Annotated in this window: 17 protein-coding genes and 2 rRNA genes; 9 read left to right on the forward strand and 10 right to left on the reverse strand. The window is 70.6% G+C overall.

The features are described from left to right. From BLP95_RS15830 to BLP95_RS16930, 3 genes are all read left to right on the forward strand, one after another. A 23S ribosomal RNA gene (locus BLP95_RS15830) occupies positions 1-107 on the forward strand; the annotation flags it as partial. A 78-nt stretch (positions 108-185) separates the two neighbouring features. Continuing rightward, positions 186-301: ribosomal RNA gene (gene rrf, locus BLP95_RS15835) — 5S ribosomal RNA — on the forward strand. A 239-nt stretch (positions 302-540) separates the two neighbouring features. Further along, a complete protein-coding gene (locus tag BLP95_RS16930) occupies positions 541-702 on the forward strand; it encodes a hypothetical protein (RefSeq protein ID WP_176760316.1) in 162 nt (53 codons plus the stop codon). Positions 703-807: 105 nt separating this feature from the next. Here the strand turns inward: BLP95_RS16930 and gdhA are convergent, their stop codons facing one another. Then, on the reverse strand, positions 808-2,160 hold the full coding sequence (gene gdhA / locus BLP95_RS15840) for an NADP-specific glutamate dehydrogenase (RefSeq protein ID WP_089681013.1): 1,353 nt from the start codon (positions 2,158-2,160) through the stop codon (positions 808-810). A gap of 367 nt (positions 2,161-2,527) precedes the next feature. Here gdhA and rlmM point away from each other — a divergent pair, with 367 nt between their 5' ends. Further along, positions 2,528-3,595 carry a 23S rRNA (cytidine(2498)-2'-O)-methyltransferase RlmM gene (gene rlmM / locus BLP95_RS15845; protein WP_089681015.1) on the forward strand — a complete coding sequence of 356 codons (1,068 nt, stop codon included), beginning with the start codon at positions 2,528-2,530 and terminating at the stop codon, positions 3,593-3,595. A gap of 9 nt (positions 3,596-3,604) precedes the next feature. On the opposite strand, the gene BLP95_RS15850 is transcribed toward rlmM, so the two are convergent. After that, complete coding sequence (locus BLP95_RS15850; RefSeq protein ID WP_023005761.1) at positions 3,605-3,895, reverse strand: antibiotic biosynthesis monooxygenase family protein; 291 nt, start codon at positions 3,893-3,895, stop codon at positions 3,605-3,607. Between the two features lie 55 nt (positions 3,896-3,950). Here BLP95_RS15850 and tusA point away from each other — a divergent pair, with 55 nt between their 5' ends. After that, on the forward strand, positions 3,951-4,190 hold the full coding sequence (tusA, locus tag BLP95_RS15855) for a sulfurtransferase TusA (protein WP_023005762.1): 240 nt from the start codon (positions 3,951-3,953) through the stop codon (positions 4,188-4,190). A 21-nt stretch (positions 4,191-4,211) separates the two neighbouring features. On the opposite strand, the gene BLP95_RS15860 is transcribed toward tusA, so the two are convergent. The 3 genes from BLP95_RS15860 to BLP95_RS15870 all read right to left on the reverse strand — a co-directional run bounded on the left by BLP95_RS15860 (position 4,212) and on the right by BLP95_RS15870 (position 7,546). Then, positions 4,212-4,916 (reverse strand): hypothetical protein, encoded by a 705-nt coding sequence (locus BLP95_RS15860; protein ID WP_023005763.1) that lies wholly within the window; start codon positions 4,914-4,916, stop codon positions 4,212-4,214. Positions 4,917-5,034: 118 nt separating this feature from the next. Continuing rightward, complete coding sequence (locus tag BLP95_RS15865; protein WP_245678781.1) at positions 5,035-6,126, reverse strand: DUF3080 family protein; 1,092 nt, start codon at positions 6,124-6,126, stop codon at positions 5,035-5,037. Further along, complete coding sequence (locus BLP95_RS15870; protein ID WP_245678782.1) at positions 6,098-7,546, reverse strand: MATE family efflux transporter; 1,449 nt, start codon at positions 7,544-7,546, stop codon at positions 6,098-6,100. The genes BLP95_RS15865 and BLP95_RS15870 overlap by 29 nt, the downstream gene beginning before the upstream one ends. 130 nt (positions 7,547-7,676) lie before the next feature. On the opposite strand from BLP95_RS15870, the gene BLP95_RS15875 reads away from it, so the two are divergent. Further along, positions 7,677-8,234 (forward strand): elongation factor P hydroxylase, encoded by a 558-nt coding sequence (locus BLP95_RS15875; RefSeq protein WP_245678783.1) that lies wholly within the window; start codon positions 7,677-7,679, stop codon positions 8,232-8,234. Positions 8,235-8,323: 89 nt separating this feature from the next. After that, the gene (locus BLP95_RS15880; RefSeq protein ID WP_218118555.1) at positions 8,324-10,498 is read left to right on the forward strand and encodes a thiamine pyrophosphate-dependent enzyme; all 2,175 of its coding nucleotides are present in this window, start codon (positions 8,324-8,326) and stop codon (positions 10,496-10,498) included. Positions 10,499-10,506: 8 nt separating this feature from the next. Here BLP95_RS15880 and BLP95_RS15885 read toward each other — a convergent pair whose 3' ends face one another. Further along, positions 10,507-11,061 carry a hypothetical protein gene (locus BLP95_RS15885; protein WP_023005767.1) on the reverse strand — a complete coding sequence of 185 codons (555 nt, stop codon included), beginning with the start codon at positions 11,059-11,061 and terminating at the stop codon, positions 10,507-10,509. Positions 11,062-11,095: 34 nt separating this feature from the next. Next, entirely contained in the window at positions 11,096-11,953 is an 858-nt protein-coding gene (locus tag BLP95_RS15890) for a TatD family hydrolase (RefSeq protein WP_023005768.1), read from the reverse strand. 125 nt (positions 11,954-12,078) lie between these two features. Between BLP95_RS15890 and BLP95_RS15895 the strand changes: the two genes are divergently transcribed. Beyond that, a complete protein-coding gene (locus tag BLP95_RS15895) occupies positions 12,079-14,019 on the forward strand; it encodes an ATP-binding cassette domain-containing protein (RefSeq protein WP_089681021.1) in 1,941 nt (646 codons plus the stop codon). 64 nt (positions 14,020-14,083) lie between these two features. Here BLP95_RS15895 and BLP95_RS15900 read toward each other — a convergent pair whose 3' ends face one another. Further along, entirely contained in the window at positions 14,084-14,536 is a 453-nt protein-coding gene (locus BLP95_RS15900) for a universal stress protein (protein WP_023005770.1), read from the reverse strand. Positions 14,537-14,653: 117 nt separating this feature from the next. On the opposite strand from BLP95_RS15900, the gene BLP95_RS15905 reads away from it, so the two are divergent. Continuing rightward, positions 14,654-15,184, forward strand: coding sequence for a preprotein translocase subunit YajC (locus tag BLP95_RS15905; RefSeq protein WP_089681023.1), 531 nt, complete (start codon positions 14,654-14,656; stop codon positions 15,182-15,184). Here the strand turns inward: BLP95_RS15905 and slyA are convergent. Continuing rightward, a complete protein-coding gene (slyA, locus tag BLP95_RS15910) occupies positions 15,181-15,627 on the reverse strand; it encodes a transcriptional regulator SlyA (RefSeq protein WP_023005772.1) in 447 nt (148 codons plus the stop codon). The genes BLP95_RS15905 and slyA overlap by 4 nt on opposite strands. A 73-nt stretch (positions 15,628-15,700) precedes the next feature. Next, positions 15,701-17,053 (reverse strand): DUF5924 family protein, encoded by a 1,353-nt coding sequence (locus BLP95_RS15915; RefSeq protein ID WP_089681025.1) that lies wholly within the window; start codon positions 17,051-17,053, stop codon positions 15,701-15,703. Between the last annotated feature and the right edge of the window lie 101 nt (positions 17,054-17,154).

The following is a 17,154-nucleotide window of genomic DNA, read 5'->3' on the forward strand; positions in this document are numbered from 1 at the left end:
CGAGCCTCCTGAAGGGCCCAGCGAGACCAGCTGGTTGATAGGCCGGATGTGGAAGCGCTGCAAGGCGTTGAGCTAACCGGTACTAATGGCCCGTGAGGCTTGACCATATAACACCCAAGCGGTCTGTGATGACACACGGCCGGATACGCGAGACGATCTCGCCAGCATGATTCAAACCCGTTTCGCCTGACGACCATAGCGAGCGTGAACCACCTGATCCCATGCCGAACTCAGCAGTGAAACCGCTCAGCGCCGATGGTAGTGTGGGGTTTCCCCATGTGAGAGTAGGTCATCGTCAGGCACTTATACCGAGAAAACCCCGAGCATTCCGATGTTAGGGGTTTTTTCATGGCTAGCGGGAAGCCTCTTGCTTCCTGGGGCCCGTCGGTCCGGCAGCTAGGCAGCTATTCAGAAAAGCCCCGATCATCGTGTGATGGTCGGGGCTTTTTGCGTCTGGGGCTCGGTGAAGGTGGATTAGACCTTAGTCGTTATACCAAGGTATAATGCGTGAATCTTCCATAGTCCACAGAGGGCCCTGCCATGACCCCGTCGGTCGAGACCTATCCCACCATCTGGGACCGCTCCGGTACCTCGCGCGTCATCGTCCGTCCGTTGCTGCGTCGCCTGTGGCGGGGGATGATCCGCCTCGCGGAGGCCCAGTGCGCGGCCCATGAGCGCCGCGGCTTCCTGCCTTACAGCTGATCACCTGACGGCCGCCCAGCGGCCGTCGATGGGCCACACAGAAGAAGCCCGGGCCGATGGCCCGGGCTTCTTCGTGATGCGCCAGAGGCTGGCGATAACCAGGTATCAGACCACGCCCTGGTCGATCATGGCGTCGGCGACCTTGCGGAAGCCGGCGATGTTGGCGCCCAGCACCAGGTTGGTGGGCTCGCCGAACTCCTCGGCGGTGTCGGCGCACTGCTGGTGGATGTTGGCCATGATCTCCTTGAGCTTGGCGTCGACCTTCTCCAGCGGCCACTGCTCCATGCTGCTGTTCTGGGCCATCTCCAGCTGGCTGGTGGCCACGCCGCCGGCATTGGCCGCCTTGCCGGGACCGTAGGCGATCCGGGCTTCCAGGAAGCGGTCCACGGCGTCGGCGGTGGAGGGCATGTTGGCGCCTTCGCTGATGCAGGTGATGCCGTTCTTCAGCAGCACCTCAGCATCGCCGGCGGTCAGCTCGTTCTGGGTGGCGCAGGGGAAGGCGGCATCGGCCTTGATGCGCCAGACCGCGTGACCGTCCTCGGGGTACTCGCCGACCGGAATGTAGCTCGCCTCGGAGTGATGCTCGAGGTAGGCCTCCAGGGAGGCGCGCTTGACCTCCTTGAGCTCCTTGAGCAGGTCGAGGTCGATGCCGCGCGGGTCATGCAGGGTGCCGCGGGAGTCGGAGCAGGTGATCGGCCTGGCGCCCATCTCGTAGAGCTTCTCGATGGTGTAGATCGCCACGTTGCCGGCACCTGAGACCAGGCAGGTCTTGCCTTCCAGGGTCTTCCCGCGCGCCTCCAGCATGTTCTGGGCGAAGTAGACCGCGCCGTACCCGGTCGCCTCCTTGCGCCCGATGGAACCGCCCCAGTCGAGGCCCTTGCCGGTCAGCACGCCCTCGTAGCGGCCGGTCAGGCGCTTGTACTGGCCGTAGAGGTAACCGATCTCGCGACCGCCCACGCCGATATCACCGGCGGGTACGTCGGTGGTCGGGCCGATATGACGATAGAGCTCGGCCATGAAGGCCTGGCAGAAACGCATGATCTCGCCGTCGGACCTGCCCTTGGGGTCGAAGTCTGAGCCGCCCTTGCCGCCGCCGATGGGCAGGCCGGTGAGGGCATTCTTGAAGATCTGCTCGAAGCCCAGGAACTTGATGGTCCCGGAGGTGACGCTGGGGTGGAAGCGGAGGCCGCCCTTGTAGGGGCCCAGCGCCGAGTTGAACTGCACGCGGTAGCCCTTGTTCACCTGAACCTTGCCGGCATCGTCGGTCCAGCAGATGCGGAACATGATCTGACGCTCGGGCTCCACGATACGCTCGATGATGCTGTGGTCGAGGTAGTGGGGGCTGTGCTGAAACAGCGGGCGCAGGCATTCCAGGACCTCTTCGGCGGCCTGGTAGAACTCGGTCTGGGCGGGGCTGCTCTTGCGCAGGCGTTCGAGGGTGTCGTGTACGTAGGGCATCGTCGTGTCCTGTGTGAGGTGAGGGTGCGGCCGCGTTCGGCCAACCTGAAAGTGGTTTCCACGGACAACGACTATATATCAATGCACCATTATGCAGCAAATGTATGGGTCATGCGCGGACTAGACATCGTTATTAGCCAAAATCGCTTGAAAATGGCGAAAAATAGCGCACCAGATTGGCGCATTAATCAGGCTTCATAAACGGTAAAAAAACGTTACGACGTTAACGACGCTGGCGGCGGTGATGGTCGGGGCGTGGCGCCTGGCTTTCCCCGGGTCGTCGGGGGTGCTAAGGTCCGCGCCGATGAATGACCGCCGGCGTCGCCATGCGACAGCAGGAGGGCGGCCAGGCCCCATGGAGACGACGATGATCTATCCCGCAGAGCTGCTCTGTTACTGCCGACCCGGCTTCGAGGCCGACCTGGCGGCCGAGCTTGCCGACAAGGCCGCCGCGGCGGGCTGGCAGGGCGAGGCCTGCTTCGACGGGGGGGCGGGTTTCGTGCGCTTTCGCCTGCCCGAGGGCGAGACGGCCAATGCCCTGCATCGGGCGCTGCCCCTGGCCGGGCTGGTCTTCGCCCGCCAGAGCCTGGTGGCCCTGCCGCCGCTGACGCTCTCCCGCGATGACCGCCTGACGGCGATCGTCGACCAGGTGGTGGCGAGTGGCTGGAGCTTCGAGAGCCTGTGGCAGGAGACGCCGGATACCAACGACGGCAAGGCGCTAGCGGGGTTGGCCAGGGCGCTGGAGCGTCCGCTGACCTCTCTGCTGAAGAAGCGCAAGGCGCTGCGTCGCAAGGCCGGCGGCCGTCGTCTGCACCTGCTGTGGAGCGCGGGGGATCGCGTCCAGCTGGGCATGAGCTTTCCCGGTAACCGCAGCGAGCTGCCGGGCGGCATTCGCCGGTTGCGCTTCCCGCATGCGGCCCCCAGTCGCTCCACGCTCAAGCTGGAGGAGGCGTGGCACGAGTTCGTGCCCCGTGAGGCGTGGGGCGAGCGGCTGGGCGAGGGCATGCAGGCCGCGGATCTGGGGGCGGCCCCGGGCGGCTGGACCTGGCAGCTGGTGCAGCGTGGCATGCACGTCTATGCCATCGACAACGGCCCCATGGACAAGGCCCTGATGGCCAGCGGCCAGGTGGAGCACCTGCGCGAGGATGGCTTCACCTGGGAGCCCCCCTACCGCCTCGACTGGCTGGTCTGTGACATCGTCGACAAGCCCTCGCGGGTCGAGGCGATGGTGGAGCGCTGGCTGGTGCGGCGTTGGTGCCGGGAGGCGGTATTCAACCTCAAACTGCCGATGAAGCGCCGCTGGCCCGAGGTGGCATCCTGCCTCGAGCGCCTCGCGTCGGCCCTGGAGGCGGCCGGAGTCCCCGCCGAGATCGCCTGCCGTCACCTCTACCATGACCGCGAGGAGGTCACGGTCCACGTACGCCTCACCGAGTGAGGGGCCGGTTCAGTGGGAGGCGGGCTCGTAGATGCGGATCCGCTCCTCCTCGGTGAGCAGCGGCATCAGCTGCTGCATCACCCGGGCGCGAGTCTCGCTGGTGTACCATTCCTTCCAGGCGCGCAGGTCGCGCCACTTGGTGATCATCAGCCGGCGGTCGCTGTGCCCCAGCTCCACGAGGCTCTCGCCGCCGACGAAGCCGCGGGCCCCCAGCGACTCGCGCATGGCCTCGCGGGCGGCTTGCTCGTACTCCTCCTCGAGGCCGGGCATGATGCGGCGTTCGATAATGATCTTGATCATCTGACTGGCTCCGACTGATTTCCTTGCAACCTTCTCTGCAACCACGAGGCCCACGATGGCGGAGACACCCGACTTCACTGCCGAGCTCGACACCACCGGGCTCTACTGCCCCGAGCCGATCATGCTGATGCACAACAAGGTCCGCGACATGCAACCGGGCGAGGTGCTCAAGGTGATCGCCAGCGACCCGGCGACCACCCGCGATGTGCCCAAGTTCTGTCATTTCCTGGGACACGAGCTGATCGATCAGCAGGAGCGCGGGGACAGCTACCTCTACTTTATCCGTTTGGGCTAATCCTGTCCCCAACGCCCCGGCTCACGGTCGGGCGTCGTCGGGCATCACCATCAGCGCCAGCGCCTCCAGGGTGGCGGGGTCCTCGCGGCGGATGCGGTTGGCGATCTGGCGCTGGAAGAAGTAGACCACGCGGTGACGGCTGTGGCCGGGGTAGAGGCAGGGGTCGCCGAGCAGGATCGGCGTCTCCTCCACGCGCCGCTCGTCGGCCAGCAGGGCCTCGACGCTGCCGTCGCTGTAGAGGCGCCAGCCGAACACCTGCTTGAGCTGCCAGGGCGCGTCGCCGTCGTCCATGCACAGGGCGTGGGTGCCCTGGGTCTCGGGGAGCTGCTGGATCAGGGTGACCTGGTCGGTCTCCTCGTAGTCGAAGTAGGCGGCGGCATGCTCGAGCTCCATCAGCTTGTGCTCCGGCGCCGTCTCGAAGAGCTCCTCGGTCTCGGGGTCGCGGTAGCCGACGAAGCGGCCATGCTCGTCATCGTCGAGCCGCTGGCAGGGCGTCAGGGTCTCCATCCAGGGCACCAGGCCCACCACCTCGCCATCCTCGCGCAGGCCCCAGGCCAGCAGCGGCATGCCGTAGAGGGTGTCGGGGCTGCCACCGAGGCGGTACACCATCTCGAGGCCGTCGAGTTCCGGGGCCAGCCGGATCAGGCGACGCCTGGCCTGCTGACGCTGGCGCCTGGCTTCCAGGTCGATGACCCGGGCGGGGCGGGGTGACATCGGGATTCCCATGGTGTCCCTCCACGTGCTGCTTGATCACGGGACCGAACCGGGCGGCAGGCTCCCCGGGTCGGCGCGGAAGCGCTCTGCGTCACTCAGGCACCACCAATAGCATAGACCCACCCCGAGGTTAAGCCCCGCTCCGGCGGGCAGAGGGGGCCGCGGTGGTTCGGCAGCGCTCGGCGAGGGCTCGGCGGCGTTCGCGGTGCGTAGCCAGCGCGCGGCGGAAGGCGGGCAGGGGGGCCTCGGCATGCTCCCGCGATAGCCACTCTCGCTGGTAGGCCGCCACCGCCGGTGGCGGCGTCTCCAGAGTCGTGAAGAGCGGGCCCAGGTCCGTAAGCCAGGTCTCGGCGGCGCTCTCCAGTCGCACCAGCCAGTCGGCGAGCGCCGGGCCGGCCGCGGCCTGTTCGAGCGGGGCGCGAAAGCCCCCGGTCGGGCAGGAGGCCTCTTCGGCCAGGCGCGTCTCCAGCAGGGCGGTGGCCTCCGCCAGGCGTCGCTCGGCCAGCACCAGGGTCCGCAGCAGCTCCGCCGTGTAGGGGCGCTCCCGCAGCGCCTGGAGATGGCCCTCCAGCGCCTCGGGGTCGGGGTGCGACAGTTGCGGATCGAAGGGCGCCAGGCTGAGGCGTCGCAGGTAGGCCAGGGCCTCCCGCTGCGCCGGAGGCGGCGCCAGCGCATCCGCTGGCAGCGGCGAGCTCACCCGCGAGAAGCTGTCGGCCCACTCCTCGGAGGCGAACAGGCCATTCCAGGTGGCGGCGGGTAGCTGCTCGCGCTTGGTCGCCGCGAGTCGCTTGAGGCGCGCCAGGTCCGCTTCTGCGAGGCGCTCTGCCACCTCGCCGTCGAGGCAGCTCTCCAGGCGCTCGAGCAGGGTGAGCTCGTAGCGCCAGCGCTCGCTGGCCGGCGCCACCCGGCCTAGGGTGCTGTTGCGTTCGGCCACCAGGGTGGTGATATGGCACTCGCGCAGGGCGTAGACGTCGAGCAGCCCCTCGCGAACCTCGGGGATCGCCACCCGGCGCTCGCGAAGCTCGGGGAAGGCGCCGATGTTGTCGGGCGCGGCGGGCTCGGGAGGCGGCCGCTCGAGGCGCTCGGCGAGCTCCTGCTGGTAGTCGCGCAGCAACGCCTCGCCGGCGTCCTCCGCGCAGCCACCAAGCCCCAGGGTCGCCAGGGCGAGCAGCGGCGCGGCCAGACGCCGCGGGTCAGGGAGAGTACGCATCGTGGGTGCCATGGGTCACCGCCTTGGCGATTCGTCGTAGTCGTTCGCCGAGCATCAGCGCCGCGGCGGTCAGCCCGGCGATCAGCCCGATCCAGTAGCCCTGGACCCCCAGCGGCCCGCTCAGCCCGGGGACACCGCGGGTGCCCAGCCAGTGGCCGCCGGCCATGCCGATCAGCCAGTAGGAGGCCAGGGTGATCAGCATGATGATACGCGTGTCCTTGTAGCCGCGCAGGGCGCCGGCCAGGTTGACCTGCAGCGAGTCCGAGACCTGGTAGCACATCGCCAGCACCACCAGCGACAGCGCCAGGCGCGCCACCTCGGCATCGTTGGTGTAGAGCGCGATCACCGGCTGCGCCGTGACGTGCAGCAGCAGGCCGTTGAGCAGGGCGATGGCCAGGCTCACGGCGATGCCGTGCCAGGCTACCCGCCGGGCGTGGCCCGGCCGGCCCTGGCCGAGCACGTTGCCCACGCGCACCGTCAGCGCCATGCTCAGCGAGAGCGGCAGCATGAAGAGGATCGAGGTGTAGTTGAGCGCCACCTGGTGGGCGGCCACGGTGACCTCGCCGAGGCTGGCGATGAACAGCGCGATCAGTGTGAAGAGGGTGACCTCGACGAAGATCGCCACGCCGATGGGCACCCCCACGTGGAGCAGCTCGCCGATCGCGCGCCGGCGGGGAGGGGTGGGGGAGTGCCACAGCCGCACCTCGCCGTAGGCACGGGAGCGGCGCGTGTAGAGCGCCATGGCCAGGCACATGCTCCACAGCGACAGCGCCGTGGCGATGCCGCAGCCCAGCGCCCCCAGCGCCGGCAGGTCGAGTAGCCAGCCCGGCAGCCGGTCGCCCGCCAGGTCGCCGAGCCCCTCGCCGCCGTAGATCAGCACGAAGTTGCTGGGCACGTTGACGGCCAGCCCCACCAGGCTGATCCACAGCGAGGGGCGGGTGTGGTTCATGCCGTCGGAGAAGGCGCGCAGCGCCTGGAACAGCGCCGCGCCGGGCATGCCGAAGGCCACCGCCGCCAGGTAGGCGCGGGAGCGCTCGGCCACCGCCGCGGGCACCTCCATCAGGGTGAGGATGGGGCCCACCGCGAACCACAGCAGGGCGGCGGCCAGCACGCCCAGCGCCAGGGCGATCCACAGCCCCTGGTGCACGGCGGGGCGGATCTTGGCGGTGCGGCGCCCGCCCAGCAGCTGGGCGACCACGGGGGTGAGGCCCATCAGGGTGCCGGTCATGAACAGCATCAGCGGCAGCCACAGGCTCGAGCCCACCGAGACCGCCGCGAGGTCGGTGGCGCCCAGGCGGCCGGTCATCATGATGTCGGCCACGCTCATGCCCGCCTGGGCCAGCTGGGCACCGCAGATGGGCAGCGCCAGCAGCAGCAGCGGTCGGGTCTCGCGGCGGGTGGTGTCGAGCAGGGTGGCGAGCAGGCGGCTCAAGTCGTGCGCTCCATGCAGACGGGTCGGCGGGAGGCCCATGCTAGCAAGTCGGCCCGCTTTCCGCCCGCGTCGCGCCCGGGTATACTGCCGCCCCGTTCCCCTTCAGCCCTTTTCCGATCAAGGAGGTCGCGTGTCGCACCGCCTCGAGGAGATCATCGCCCTGTTCGACGGCCTCTTCGCCGAGACCTACCACACGCGCCTGGTGCGTGGCGGCGACGAGCCGCTCTACCTGCCCGCCGATGACGCCACGCCCTTCCATCGGGTGATCTTCGCCCGCGGCTTCTTCACCAGCGCGCTGCACGAGATCAGCCACTGGTGCATCGCCGGCGCGCGGCGACGCCGGCTGGAGGACTACGGCTACTGGTACCTGCCCGACGGTCGCGATGCCGCCCAGCAGCGCGACTTCGAGGCGGTGGAGGTGGCGCCCCAGGCGTTGGAGCTGCTGTTCTCGCGGGCCTGCGGGCTGACCTTCCATGTCAGCGTCGACAACCTCGAGGGTGACGCCGAGGTCGACCGCCACGCCTTCCACGCCAGCGTCGAGGCGCGGGCTGCCCGCTACGAGCGCGAGGGGCTGCCGCCCCGGGCGGAGGCGATGCGCACCGCCCTGGTGGCCTACTATTCCCGCGGGGCGTCGCCTGCCGAGGCGGTGGCGGCGGGGCGAGCCTGCCTGGAGGCGGCGACGGCATGAAGCGTTGGCCAGCGTGAGGGGCGGGGCCTGTCGCCGGCGGCCGAGTTCGGGCTAGGGTGTAGGTCCATTCACCGGCACAGGGAGACGCCGTGAGCCACGATGCCTTGCCCCAGGAGCAGCGCTTCCTCGAGGCGCTGGAGCGGGATGCCTGGCCCGACCCCGAGCAGGCGCTGACGCCGGAGGCGGTGGGCATGGCCCCCGAGGCGCTGGTCGAGCTCTACGAGTCGCAGCTGATGAGCCGCCACCTGGACCTGGCCGCGCGTCGCCTGCAGGCCCGCGGCGAGGGCTTCTACACCATCGGCAGCGCCGGTCACGAGGGCAATGCCGCCGTGGCCCTGGCGCTGCGCCCAGACGACCCCGCCTTCCTCCACTATCGCGACGCGGCCTTCTTCATCCAGCGCGCCCGCCGGGTGCCGGGCCAGAACCCCCTGCGCGACCTGCTGCTGAGCTTCGCCGCCTGTGCCGAGGACCCGATCTCCGGCGGTCGCCACAAGGTGCTCGGCTCGAAGGCGCTGGCCATCCCGCCCCAGACCAGCACCATCGCCTCGCACCTGCCCAAGGCGATGGGCACCGGCCACGCCCTTGCTCTGCTGCGGCGCCTGGGGCTCGAGGGGGAGTGGTCCCACGATGGCGTGGTGCTGTGCAGCTTCGGCGACGCCTCCTTCAACCACTCCACCGCCCAGGGGGCGCTCAATGCCTCCGGCTGGGCCGCCTACCAGGGCCTGCCCATGCCGGTGGTGTGGCTGTGCGAGGACAACGCCATCGGCATCTCCACCCCCACCCCCCAGGGCTGGGTGGCCGCCAGCATGGCCGCGCGTCCCGGCATCCACTACCTCGCCTGCGACGGCCTCGACCTGCTCGACACCTGGCGCGCGGCCAGCGAGGCGGTGCGCATCGCCCGGGTCCGCCGCCAGCCGGTGTTCCTGCACATGCGCTGCGTGCGCCTCTATGGCCACGCCGGCTCCGACGCCCAGCAGGCCTACCTCTCGCCGGCGCGGATCCAGGCCGACGAGGGCCGCGACCCGCTGCTGGTGGGCGCCGGGCTGCTGCGGCGCCATGCCGACCTCGACCGGGAGGGGATCGCCGCCCTCTACCATGGGGTGCGCGAGCGGGTGGCGAGCCTGGCCGAGGAGGTGATCGGTCGCCCGCGCCTGCACAGCGCCGCCCAGGTGATGGCCAGCATCGTGCCGCCGGCGCGCTCCGGTCGGGCGCAGCCCTGGCAGGGACGGGTCGATGCCGCCCCCGACACCCTGGCCCGCCGCCTCAACCAGGCGCTGGAGCGGCTGATGACCCGCTACCCGCACCTGGTGATGGCCGGCGAGGACATCGGCCGCAAGGGCGGCGTCTACGGGGTGACCCAGAAGCTGCAGGCCCGCTTCGGGGCCCACCGGGTGATCGACACCCTGCTCGACGAGCAGAGCATCCTGGGGCTCGGCATCGGCCTGGGCCAGAGCGGCCTGGTGCCGATCCTCGAGATCCAGTTCCTGGCCTACCTGCACAACGCCGAGGACCAGCTGCGCGGCGAGGCGGCCACCCTGAGCTTCTTCTCCAGCGGCCAGTACACCAACCCCATGGTGGTGCGCATCGCCGGGCTCGGCTACCAGAAGGGCTTCGGCGGCCACTTCCACAACGACAACGCCATCGCCGTGCTGCGCGACATCCCCGGCCTGCTGGTGGCCTGCCCCTCCAACGGGGCCGACGCCGTGGGGCTCCTGCAGGAGGCGGTGCGTCTGGCCGACGAGGAGCAGCGGGTGGTGGTGATCATCGAACCCATCGCCCTCTACCACACCCGCGACCTGCATGCCGAGGGCGATGGCGGCTGGTGCTTCGCCGACCCAGGGCCCGAGCATCGCCTGCCGGTGGGTGAGCTCGGCCGCTGGGGGGAGGGGCGCGAGCTTGCCATCCTCACCTACGGCAACGGCGTGCATCTCGCGCGGCAGGCCGCGGCGACGCTCGAGGCCGATGGGGTGGCGCTGCGGGTCCTCGACCTGCGCTGGCTCACCGCTATCGACCACGACGCCGTGCAGGCCGCCGTGGCCGACTGCGGGCGGGTGCTGATCGTCGACGAGTGCCGCCGCACGGGCTCGGTGAGCGAGGAGCTGGTGACCGGCCTGGTGGAGCGGGGCGTGCCCGGCGAGCGCCTGGCTCGGCTCACCGCCGAGGAGAGCTTCATCCCGCTGGGCCCGGCGGCCACCGCCACGCTGCCCTCGGTGGCGAGCATCGTCGAGGCGGCGCGGGCGCTGCTGGGGCGGTCGGGGGCATGAAGGCCCCCTCAGTCGTCGCCGTCGTCCCCGTCCAGCAGGCGACCATCGAAGGGGGTCGCCTCCGGGGGGGCGACGTCCGGGGCGAGGCGCTGGTGCAGGTTGAGCATCACCGCCACCTCGTGCTCGGGGCGCAGCGGCTCCAGCCCCAGCTCGCCGAAAAGCTCGCCGCGGGCCCGAGACCAGTCGCCGGGAGCGAGGTCGTCATAGAGGCTCTCCGCCGGCGCCAGCTCGACGAAGGGGTCCAGGCCGTAGGTGTCGAACAGGCGTGACAGCGCCGCCTCGTCGTCGCCGACCCCGGCGGTGTAGAGGGTGGCGCTGAAGTGGTCGTTCTCCAGCTCGCGGATCACGTCCAGCGGGCTGACCCCCATGCCGTTGAGCTCCTCGAGGCTGTACTCGCCCAGCGAGATGAGCTCGTCGTCCAGCCAGTCGTCCTCGGGCTGGATCAGGGTGTGCTTGACGCGGCCGTCGGGCAGCGTCCAGGCGATCGCCAGCGGCAGGCCGCCGTCGTCGCCGGTCTCCACGGCGATGAAGCCGGGGATCGAGGTGTCGCCTGTGGGGGGCATCTCCGGGTTCCTCATGGTCTCGGTCGAAGGTTTCTCAGGCTGCCGGCAGCCGGAAGAAGCGCCGTGCCGTGGCGCTGGTGCTCTTCGCCAGCGCGGCCTCGCTCTCGCCACGCCAGTGGGCGATCTCGCGCACGATCCACGGCAGCAGCGCCGGCTCGTGGCGCCTGCCCTTGAGTTTGGCAGGTAAATTGCGCGGCAGCAGGTAGGGGCAGTCGGTCTCCACCATCAGGCGCTCGGCGGGGATCTCGCCGACCAGCTCGCGCAGGTGGTGGCCGCGGCGCTCGTCGCACAGCCAGCCGGTCAGGCCGATATGCAGGTCGAGGTCCAGGTAGCCGAACAGCGTCTCGCGGTCGGCGGTGAAGCAGTGCACCACGGCGTCGCCGATGTCATCGCGCCAGGCGTGGAGCATCTCGCGCAGGCGCCGGCCGGCGTCGCGCTCGTGGAGGAACAGCGGCTTGCCGCTCTCGGCGGCGATGGCGAGCTGGCCCTCGAAGGCCCGTTGCTGGTCGGTGGGGGAGGAGAAGTTGCGGTTGAAGTCGAGCCCGCACTCGCCCACCGCCACCACCTCGGGCTGACGCTGCAGCGCGGCCATGGCGGCGGCCAGCTCGGCGTCCCAGCGGCTGGCGTCGTGGGGGTGCACCCCGGCGGTGGCGTGAAGCGAAAGCCCCGCATCGCCGTGCTCGCGGCACATCGCCACCGCCTGCTCGGCGTGCTCCCGGTCGGTGCCGGTGAGGATCAGGGTGGTCACCCTGGCGGCCCGGGCCCGGGCCAGCACCGCCGGCAGGTCGCGGGCGAAGCTCTCGTGGGTCAGGTTGGCGCCGATGTCCACCAGCGGGGCGGGCGAGGTGAAGCGCAGCGCCTCGGGCAGGAAGTCGTCGAAGGTCTCGGCCACACCGGGGCTCCTGTCGGTTCGCGGGATTCGGGAGGGCGCATTGTACCCGTGGGGCCGATGCCGCGGCCACGCCGCGCGCCGCTTGCGTTACACTGGCTGCCTTCACGATCAAGAGAGGTTCGCGCGTGACCCTGCTACGTCTGGAACAGCTGCAACTGGCCTACGGCCCCCATGTGCTGCTCGACGGTGCCGACCTGGTGCTGGAGAAGGGCGAGCGGCTGGCCCTGGTGGGGCGCAACGGCAGCGGCAAGTCGACCCTGCTGCGCCTGGTGGCCGGCGAGACCCAGCCCGACGGCGGCAGCATCTGGCGCGCCCCCGGCCTCAAGGTCGGGGTGCTGGCCCAGGAGCTGCCCGAGGCGGACGGCCAGACCATCTTCGACGTGGTGGCCGGCGGCCTGCCCGAGGCGGGGGAGCTGCTCTCCGAGTACCACCACCTGGTGAGCGAGGCGGAGCCGGACATGCGCCGCATGGCGAGCCTGCAGACGCGCCTCGAGGCGATCGACGGCTGGTCCTTCCACCAGCGCATCGACGTGGTGCTCACCCGCCTGGGGCTGCCCGCCGACGCCGAGATGGCGGCGCTCTCCGGTGGCTGGCGCCGGCGCGTGGCGCTGGCCCGGGCGCTGGTCGCCGAGCCCGACCTGCTGCTGCTCGACGAGCCCACCAACCACCTCGACCTCGACACCATCGCCTGGCTGGAGGAGCAGCTCGCCGCCTTCGACGGCGCCGTGCTCTTCATCACCCACGACCGTGCCTTCCTGTCGAAGCTGGCCACGGCGATCCTCGAGCTCGACCGCGGCCGCCTGGGGCGTTACCCCGGCGACTATGCCGCCTACCAGGCCCAGAAGGCCCATGAGCTCGAGGTGGAGGCCCGGGAGAACGCCGAGTTCGACAGGAAGCTGGCCCAGGAGGAGGCGTGGATCCGCCAGGGCATCAAGGCGCGGCGCACCCGCAACGAGGGACGGGTGCGGGCGCTCGAGCAGATGCGCCGCGAGCGCAGCCAGCGCCGCGAGCGCCAGGGCAATGCCAGCCTCGCGGTGGACAGCGGCGAGCGCAGCGGCAAGCGGGTGGTGGAGCTCAAGCACGTCACCCAGCGCTACGGCGACGAGGCGGTGATCCGCGACCTCTCGCTGGAGATCCAGCGCGGCGACCGCATCGGCTTCATCGGCCGCAACGGCGCCGGCAAGACCACCCTGCTCAAGATCCTGCTCGGCGAGCTCGAGCCCACGGAAGGGCAGGTGCGCCTGGGCACCAAGCTCCAGGTGGCCTACTTCGACCAGCTGCGCGGCGGCCTCGAGCCCGAGAAGACGGTCTACGACAACGTCGCCCAGGGCAGCGACCGGGTCACGGTGGGCGGCCGCGACCGCCACGTGATGAGCTACCTGCAGGACTTCCTGTTCACCCCCGACCGGGTGCGCCAGCCGGTCAAGGCGCTCTCCGGGGGCGAGTCCAACCGCCTGCTGCTGGCCAAGCTGTTCACCCAGCCGGCCAACGTGCTGGTACTCGACGAGCCCACCAACGACCTGGACGTGGAGACCCTGGAGCTGCTCGAGGAGCTGCTGCTCGACTTCGACGGCACCCTGCTGCTGGTCTCCCACGACCGCGCCTTCATGGACAACGTGGTGACCAGCGTGCTGGCCTTCGAGGGCGAGGGCCGGGTGCGCGAGTACGTGGGGGGCTACAGCGACTGGGTGCGCCAGGGCGGCAGGCTGCCGCCGGCGCCCTGGGAGGGGGCGGCGCGCCAGCAGGCCGAACCGACCCGGGGTGCCGAGGAGGTCCGCGCGACCAGCGAGCGCGAGGCGCCGCCGGCCCGCCAGGAGGCCGCCAGGAAGCCCGCCAAGCTCTCCTACAAGCTGCAACGCGAGCTCGATGCCCTGCCCGGGGAGATCGAGCGGCTAGAGGCAGAGGTCGCCGAGTTCGAGGCCCGGGTCGGCGACCCGGGCTTCTACCAGCAGGAGGCCACCCGGGTTACCGCCACCCTGGAGGCGATGGCCGCCAGGCAGGCGGCGCTGGATGCCGCCATGGAGCGCTGGATGGAGCTGGAGGCCCAGGCCTCCGGCGAGGCGTGAACCGGCGGGACAGCAAGAAGGCGCCCCGAGGGGCGCCTTCGAAGGCAGAGGAGAGGGCGCGCGGTTACTCCTCGCTCTCGCCCTTCTTGCCCACGCGCACGGCAAGCACGTCGCACTGGGCGCCGTGGAGCACCCCGGTGGAGGTGGAGCCCAGCAGCAGGGCGAAGCCGTGGCGGCCGTGGGAGCCGACCACGATCAGGTCGACGTCGCGCTCCTCGGCGAAGCGGTGGATCTCGGTGTCGGGCATGCCTACCACCACGTGCTGGTCCTCCTTGGCCACGTGGGGGTCGGCGATCTCGGCCAGGCGGTGCTTGGCGTGCTCGTCGAGCTGGTCCTGGATGCTGGTCAGGTCCATGGGGATGTCGCCACCGTAGGCGAAGCCCAGCGGCTCCAGGGTGTGCATGATGGAGAGCTTGGCATGGTTGCGGTCGGCGATCTGGTGGGCGCGCTCCAGCACCTTGTGGGAATCCTTGGTCAGGTCGACGGCGACCAGGACGTGGCGATACTCGTTGCTCATGGCGGGCTCCTCGGCGGATGTCTCGCGGTTTTCGGGATGCCTTCACTCTAGGACGCCTGGGCGGCCAAGACAACGATCTATATCAATCATTTCGCATCAACTGGAGACGACGACGCGATGATCTGGCTCTATATCCTGCTGGCCATGCTGCTGGTGATCTCGCCGGTGATGTGGCTCAAGCCGAGCCCACGGCAGAAGCGCGTGGCGGCCCTGCGCCAGGCGGCCATGCAGCACGGCGTGAAGGTGACGCTCAAGCGCCCCCCGCTGCACGATGACAAGGTGCCGATGCCGGCCTATCGCTGGCACTACCCGGTGCAGCGCCCGGGGCCAGACTTCACGCTGGTGCGCGAGACCCATGCCGCCGCGGCGCTCAAGCCCTTCACCCATGACTGGCGCTGGCGCACGGAGCCGCTGCGGCCGCTGCCCGAGCCGCTGGCGGCGCGGCTCAAGGCGCTGCTGGAGCGGCTGCCCCAGGATGCCCTGGTGGTGGAGTCCGACCCGCGCGCCCTGACCCTGTGGTGGGGGGAGTCCCAGGGCTTCGCGCGTTTCTCCACCTACCTGCCCGACTTCGAGGCGCTGCGCGACGGCCTGGCGGGGCGTCCCGACGACCCGGGGGTGTCCGGCCCGCCGGCCCCGCCGCCGGGCTAGCCTTCCTCGCCCTCCCGGGCCTGGAGGGCGAGGCCGTTGTCCTCGATGCGTGACAGCAGCTCGGCCAGGGTGGCGACCTCCTCCTCGCTCAGGCCGTCCAGCATCTCGTTACGCGCCTGGCGCACCACGTCGTCGATGCGCGCCAGCAGCGGACTGGCCTCGGCGGTAAGGAAGACCCGCTTGGTGCGGCGGTCCTGGTCGCAGGGGCGGCGCTCCACCAGCCCCTGCTCGGAGAGCTGGTCCAGGGTGCGCACCAGCGAGGGGGCCTCGACGCCGATGGCCCGGGCCAGGTCGCACTGGGGCTGGCCGTCGCCCAGGCGCCACAGGTGATAGAGCGTGACCCAGCGAGTCTGGGTCAGCCCCAGCGGGGCGAGGCGGCGGTCGATCACCGCCCGCCACAGGCGGGGCAGGCGGCTGAGCTGGAAACCGATGTTCTCGTGCATGGGGCAATCGCCGTCGTTGCGTGGAATCAGGGTGGATTGTCGGAAGCCCGTGCGTGGATTGCAAGCGGGCTTATCATTCGCCTTTCTCACTACCGGCCAACGCTTGCGCCGTCATCGACGCCGCTGCCGACCCCGAGGTGGCATCGGCATCCCCCTGGCGCGGCGGGAGCGCCGGCTCCTCGGGCGTGGGGGGCGCCGCCTTGTCCGCTTCCTCCTTGCCTTCGTCTGCCGCTTCTCTCTCTTCCTCGCTGGTCGGCGCCTCCTCCCGAGCCGCCTCGTCGTCGGGCACTCCGGGCCACCACGCCAGCCCCGGCAGCCCGACGGGGCGCCGGATGCGCCCGTCGGCCCGGGTCGCCTCCTCGCCCTCGGCCACCCGGAAGCGGATCACCCCGATGCGTTGGCCGCCGTCGGTCATCACGTCGATGCGCCAGCGCCCGGCGTTCGCCTCGGGGAAGTTGCGCTTGTGGCTCCAGGCACGGTAGCCCGCCTCGCGGCCACCCTCGATGGTCAGGGCAATGCGGTCGACCTCCTCGCCGTCCAGGCGCCAGACATGGTGCACCTCCTCGCGCAGCCCGCGCGGGGCATGGATGGCGGTGTAGGCGTAGAGCCCCTGCTCGGCCAGGGCCCCGGGCGTCAGGGTGAGCTCGCCCCTGGGACGGCGAGAGGCCTCGTCGAAGCCCGGGGAGAGGGCGGTGGCGGTGATCCACAGGCTGGCCGGCGGCACCCAGATCCGCCCCGCCCAGGCCGCCCCCGCCAGCAGCGGCAGCAGCACCAGTACCATCAGCCAGCGCCGCCCGCGCTGGGCGGCGGTGAGGTGCAACAGGCTCGGCAGGCTGAACAGCAGCATGGCGGCGATCGCCAGCAGCAGGCTCTGGTAGGTGGTGAGGTGGAGCAGGGTGGGCAGGGTGACCAGCACCACCAGGAAGACGCACTGGGCGTGGAAGGCGAAGTAGAACCAGCGCAGCCGCTCGGCGATCCGGTGGTAGAGCGGGTCGAGGACGGAGAACAGCGCCATGCCGATGACCAGCAGGGTGAACAGCGCCTGGCCGCTGCGCCACACCGTGGTGACCAGCAGGAAGGGGAGGCAGAAGAACAGCGTCTCCTGGTGGATCATCTGGGCGATGAACTGGGTCACCGTGCGCGGCAGCGCAGGGTAGCCACGGCGCACCAGCAGGCGCCCGATCATGCTCTCCGAGAGTAGCAGCAGCCAGGCGCCGAGCATCCCCAGCGCCAGCAGGGCGCCGAGCCACTGCTGGCGCTCCACCAGGAAGAAGCTGCCGAGACCGGCGCCGAAGGCGACCGGCGGCCATAGCCAGCTCCAGGGGCGCAGCCGTTCCACCAGGGCCTCGACGCCGCGCTGCAGGCGGGTCAGGCGGCTTACGGGGCCGGGTGTGCCGGGTGAGGACGGGGAGGGGGCGGGTGGCATCACGCTCTCGTGGGGGACGACGGGGGAGTGAGCTGCCATCCTAGCAGGGTCGGGCGCGAGGGATAGCGTCGCCGGGCACCGACGGCCGGTCGCCACCAGGG

The organism is Halomonas shengliensis (assembly GCF_900104135.1).
Taxonomy (GTDB): domain Bacteria; phylum Pseudomonadota; class Gammaproteobacteria; order Pseudomonadales; family Halomonadaceae; genus Halomonas; species Halomonas shengliensis.

What these genes read in the sequence shown, in the direction of transcription:
- BLP95_RS16930 (WP_176760316.1), top strand. Translation starts at nt 541, where the DNA reads ATGACCCCGTCGGTCGAGACCTATCCCACCATCTGGGACCGCTCCGGT.
- gdhA (WP_089681013.1), bottom strand. Translation starts at nt 2,160, where the DNA reads ATGCCCTACGTACACGACACCCTCGAACGCCTGCGCAAGAGCAGCCCC.
- rlmM (WP_089681015.1), top strand. Translation starts at nt 2,528, where the DNA reads ATGATCTATCCCGCAGAGCTGCTCTGTTACTGCCGACCCGGCTTCGAG.
- BLP95_RS15850 (WP_023005761.1), bottom strand. Translation starts at nt 3,895, where the DNA reads ATGATCAAGATCATTATCGAACGCCGCATCATGCCCGGCCTCGAGGAG.
- tusA (WP_023005762.1), top strand. Translation starts at nt 3,951, where the DNA reads ATGGCGGAGACACCCGACTTCACTGCCGAGCTCGACACCACCGGGCTC.
- BLP95_RS15860 (WP_023005763.1), bottom strand. Translation starts at nt 4,916, where the DNA reads ATGGGAATCCCGATGTCACCCCGCCCCGCCCGGGTCATCGACCTGGAA.
- BLP95_RS15865 (WP_245678781.1), bottom strand. Translation starts at nt 6,126, where the DNA reads ATGGCACCCACGATGCGTACTCTCCCTGACCCGCGGCGTCTGGCCGCG.
- BLP95_RS15885 (WP_023005767.1), bottom strand. Translation starts at nt 11,061, where the DNA reads ATGCCCCCCACAGGCGACACCTCGATCCCCGGCTTCATCGCCGTGGAG.
- BLP95_RS15900 (WP_023005770.1), bottom strand. Translation starts at nt 14,536, where the DNA reads ATGAGCAACGAGTATCGCCACGTCCTGGTCGCCGTCGACCTGACCAAG.
- BLP95_RS15905 (WP_089681023.1), top strand. Translation starts at nt 14,654, where the DNA reads ATGATCTGGCTCTATATCCTGCTGGCCATGCTGCTGGTGATCTCGCCG.
- slyA (WP_023005772.1), bottom strand. Translation starts at nt 15,627, where the DNA reads ATGCACGAGAACATCGGTTTCCAGCTCAGCCGCCTGCCCCGCCTGTGG.
- BLP95_RS15915 (WP_089681025.1), bottom strand. Translation starts at nt 17,053, where the DNA reads ATGCCACCCGCCCCCTCCCCGTCCTCACCCGGCACACCCGGCCCCGTA.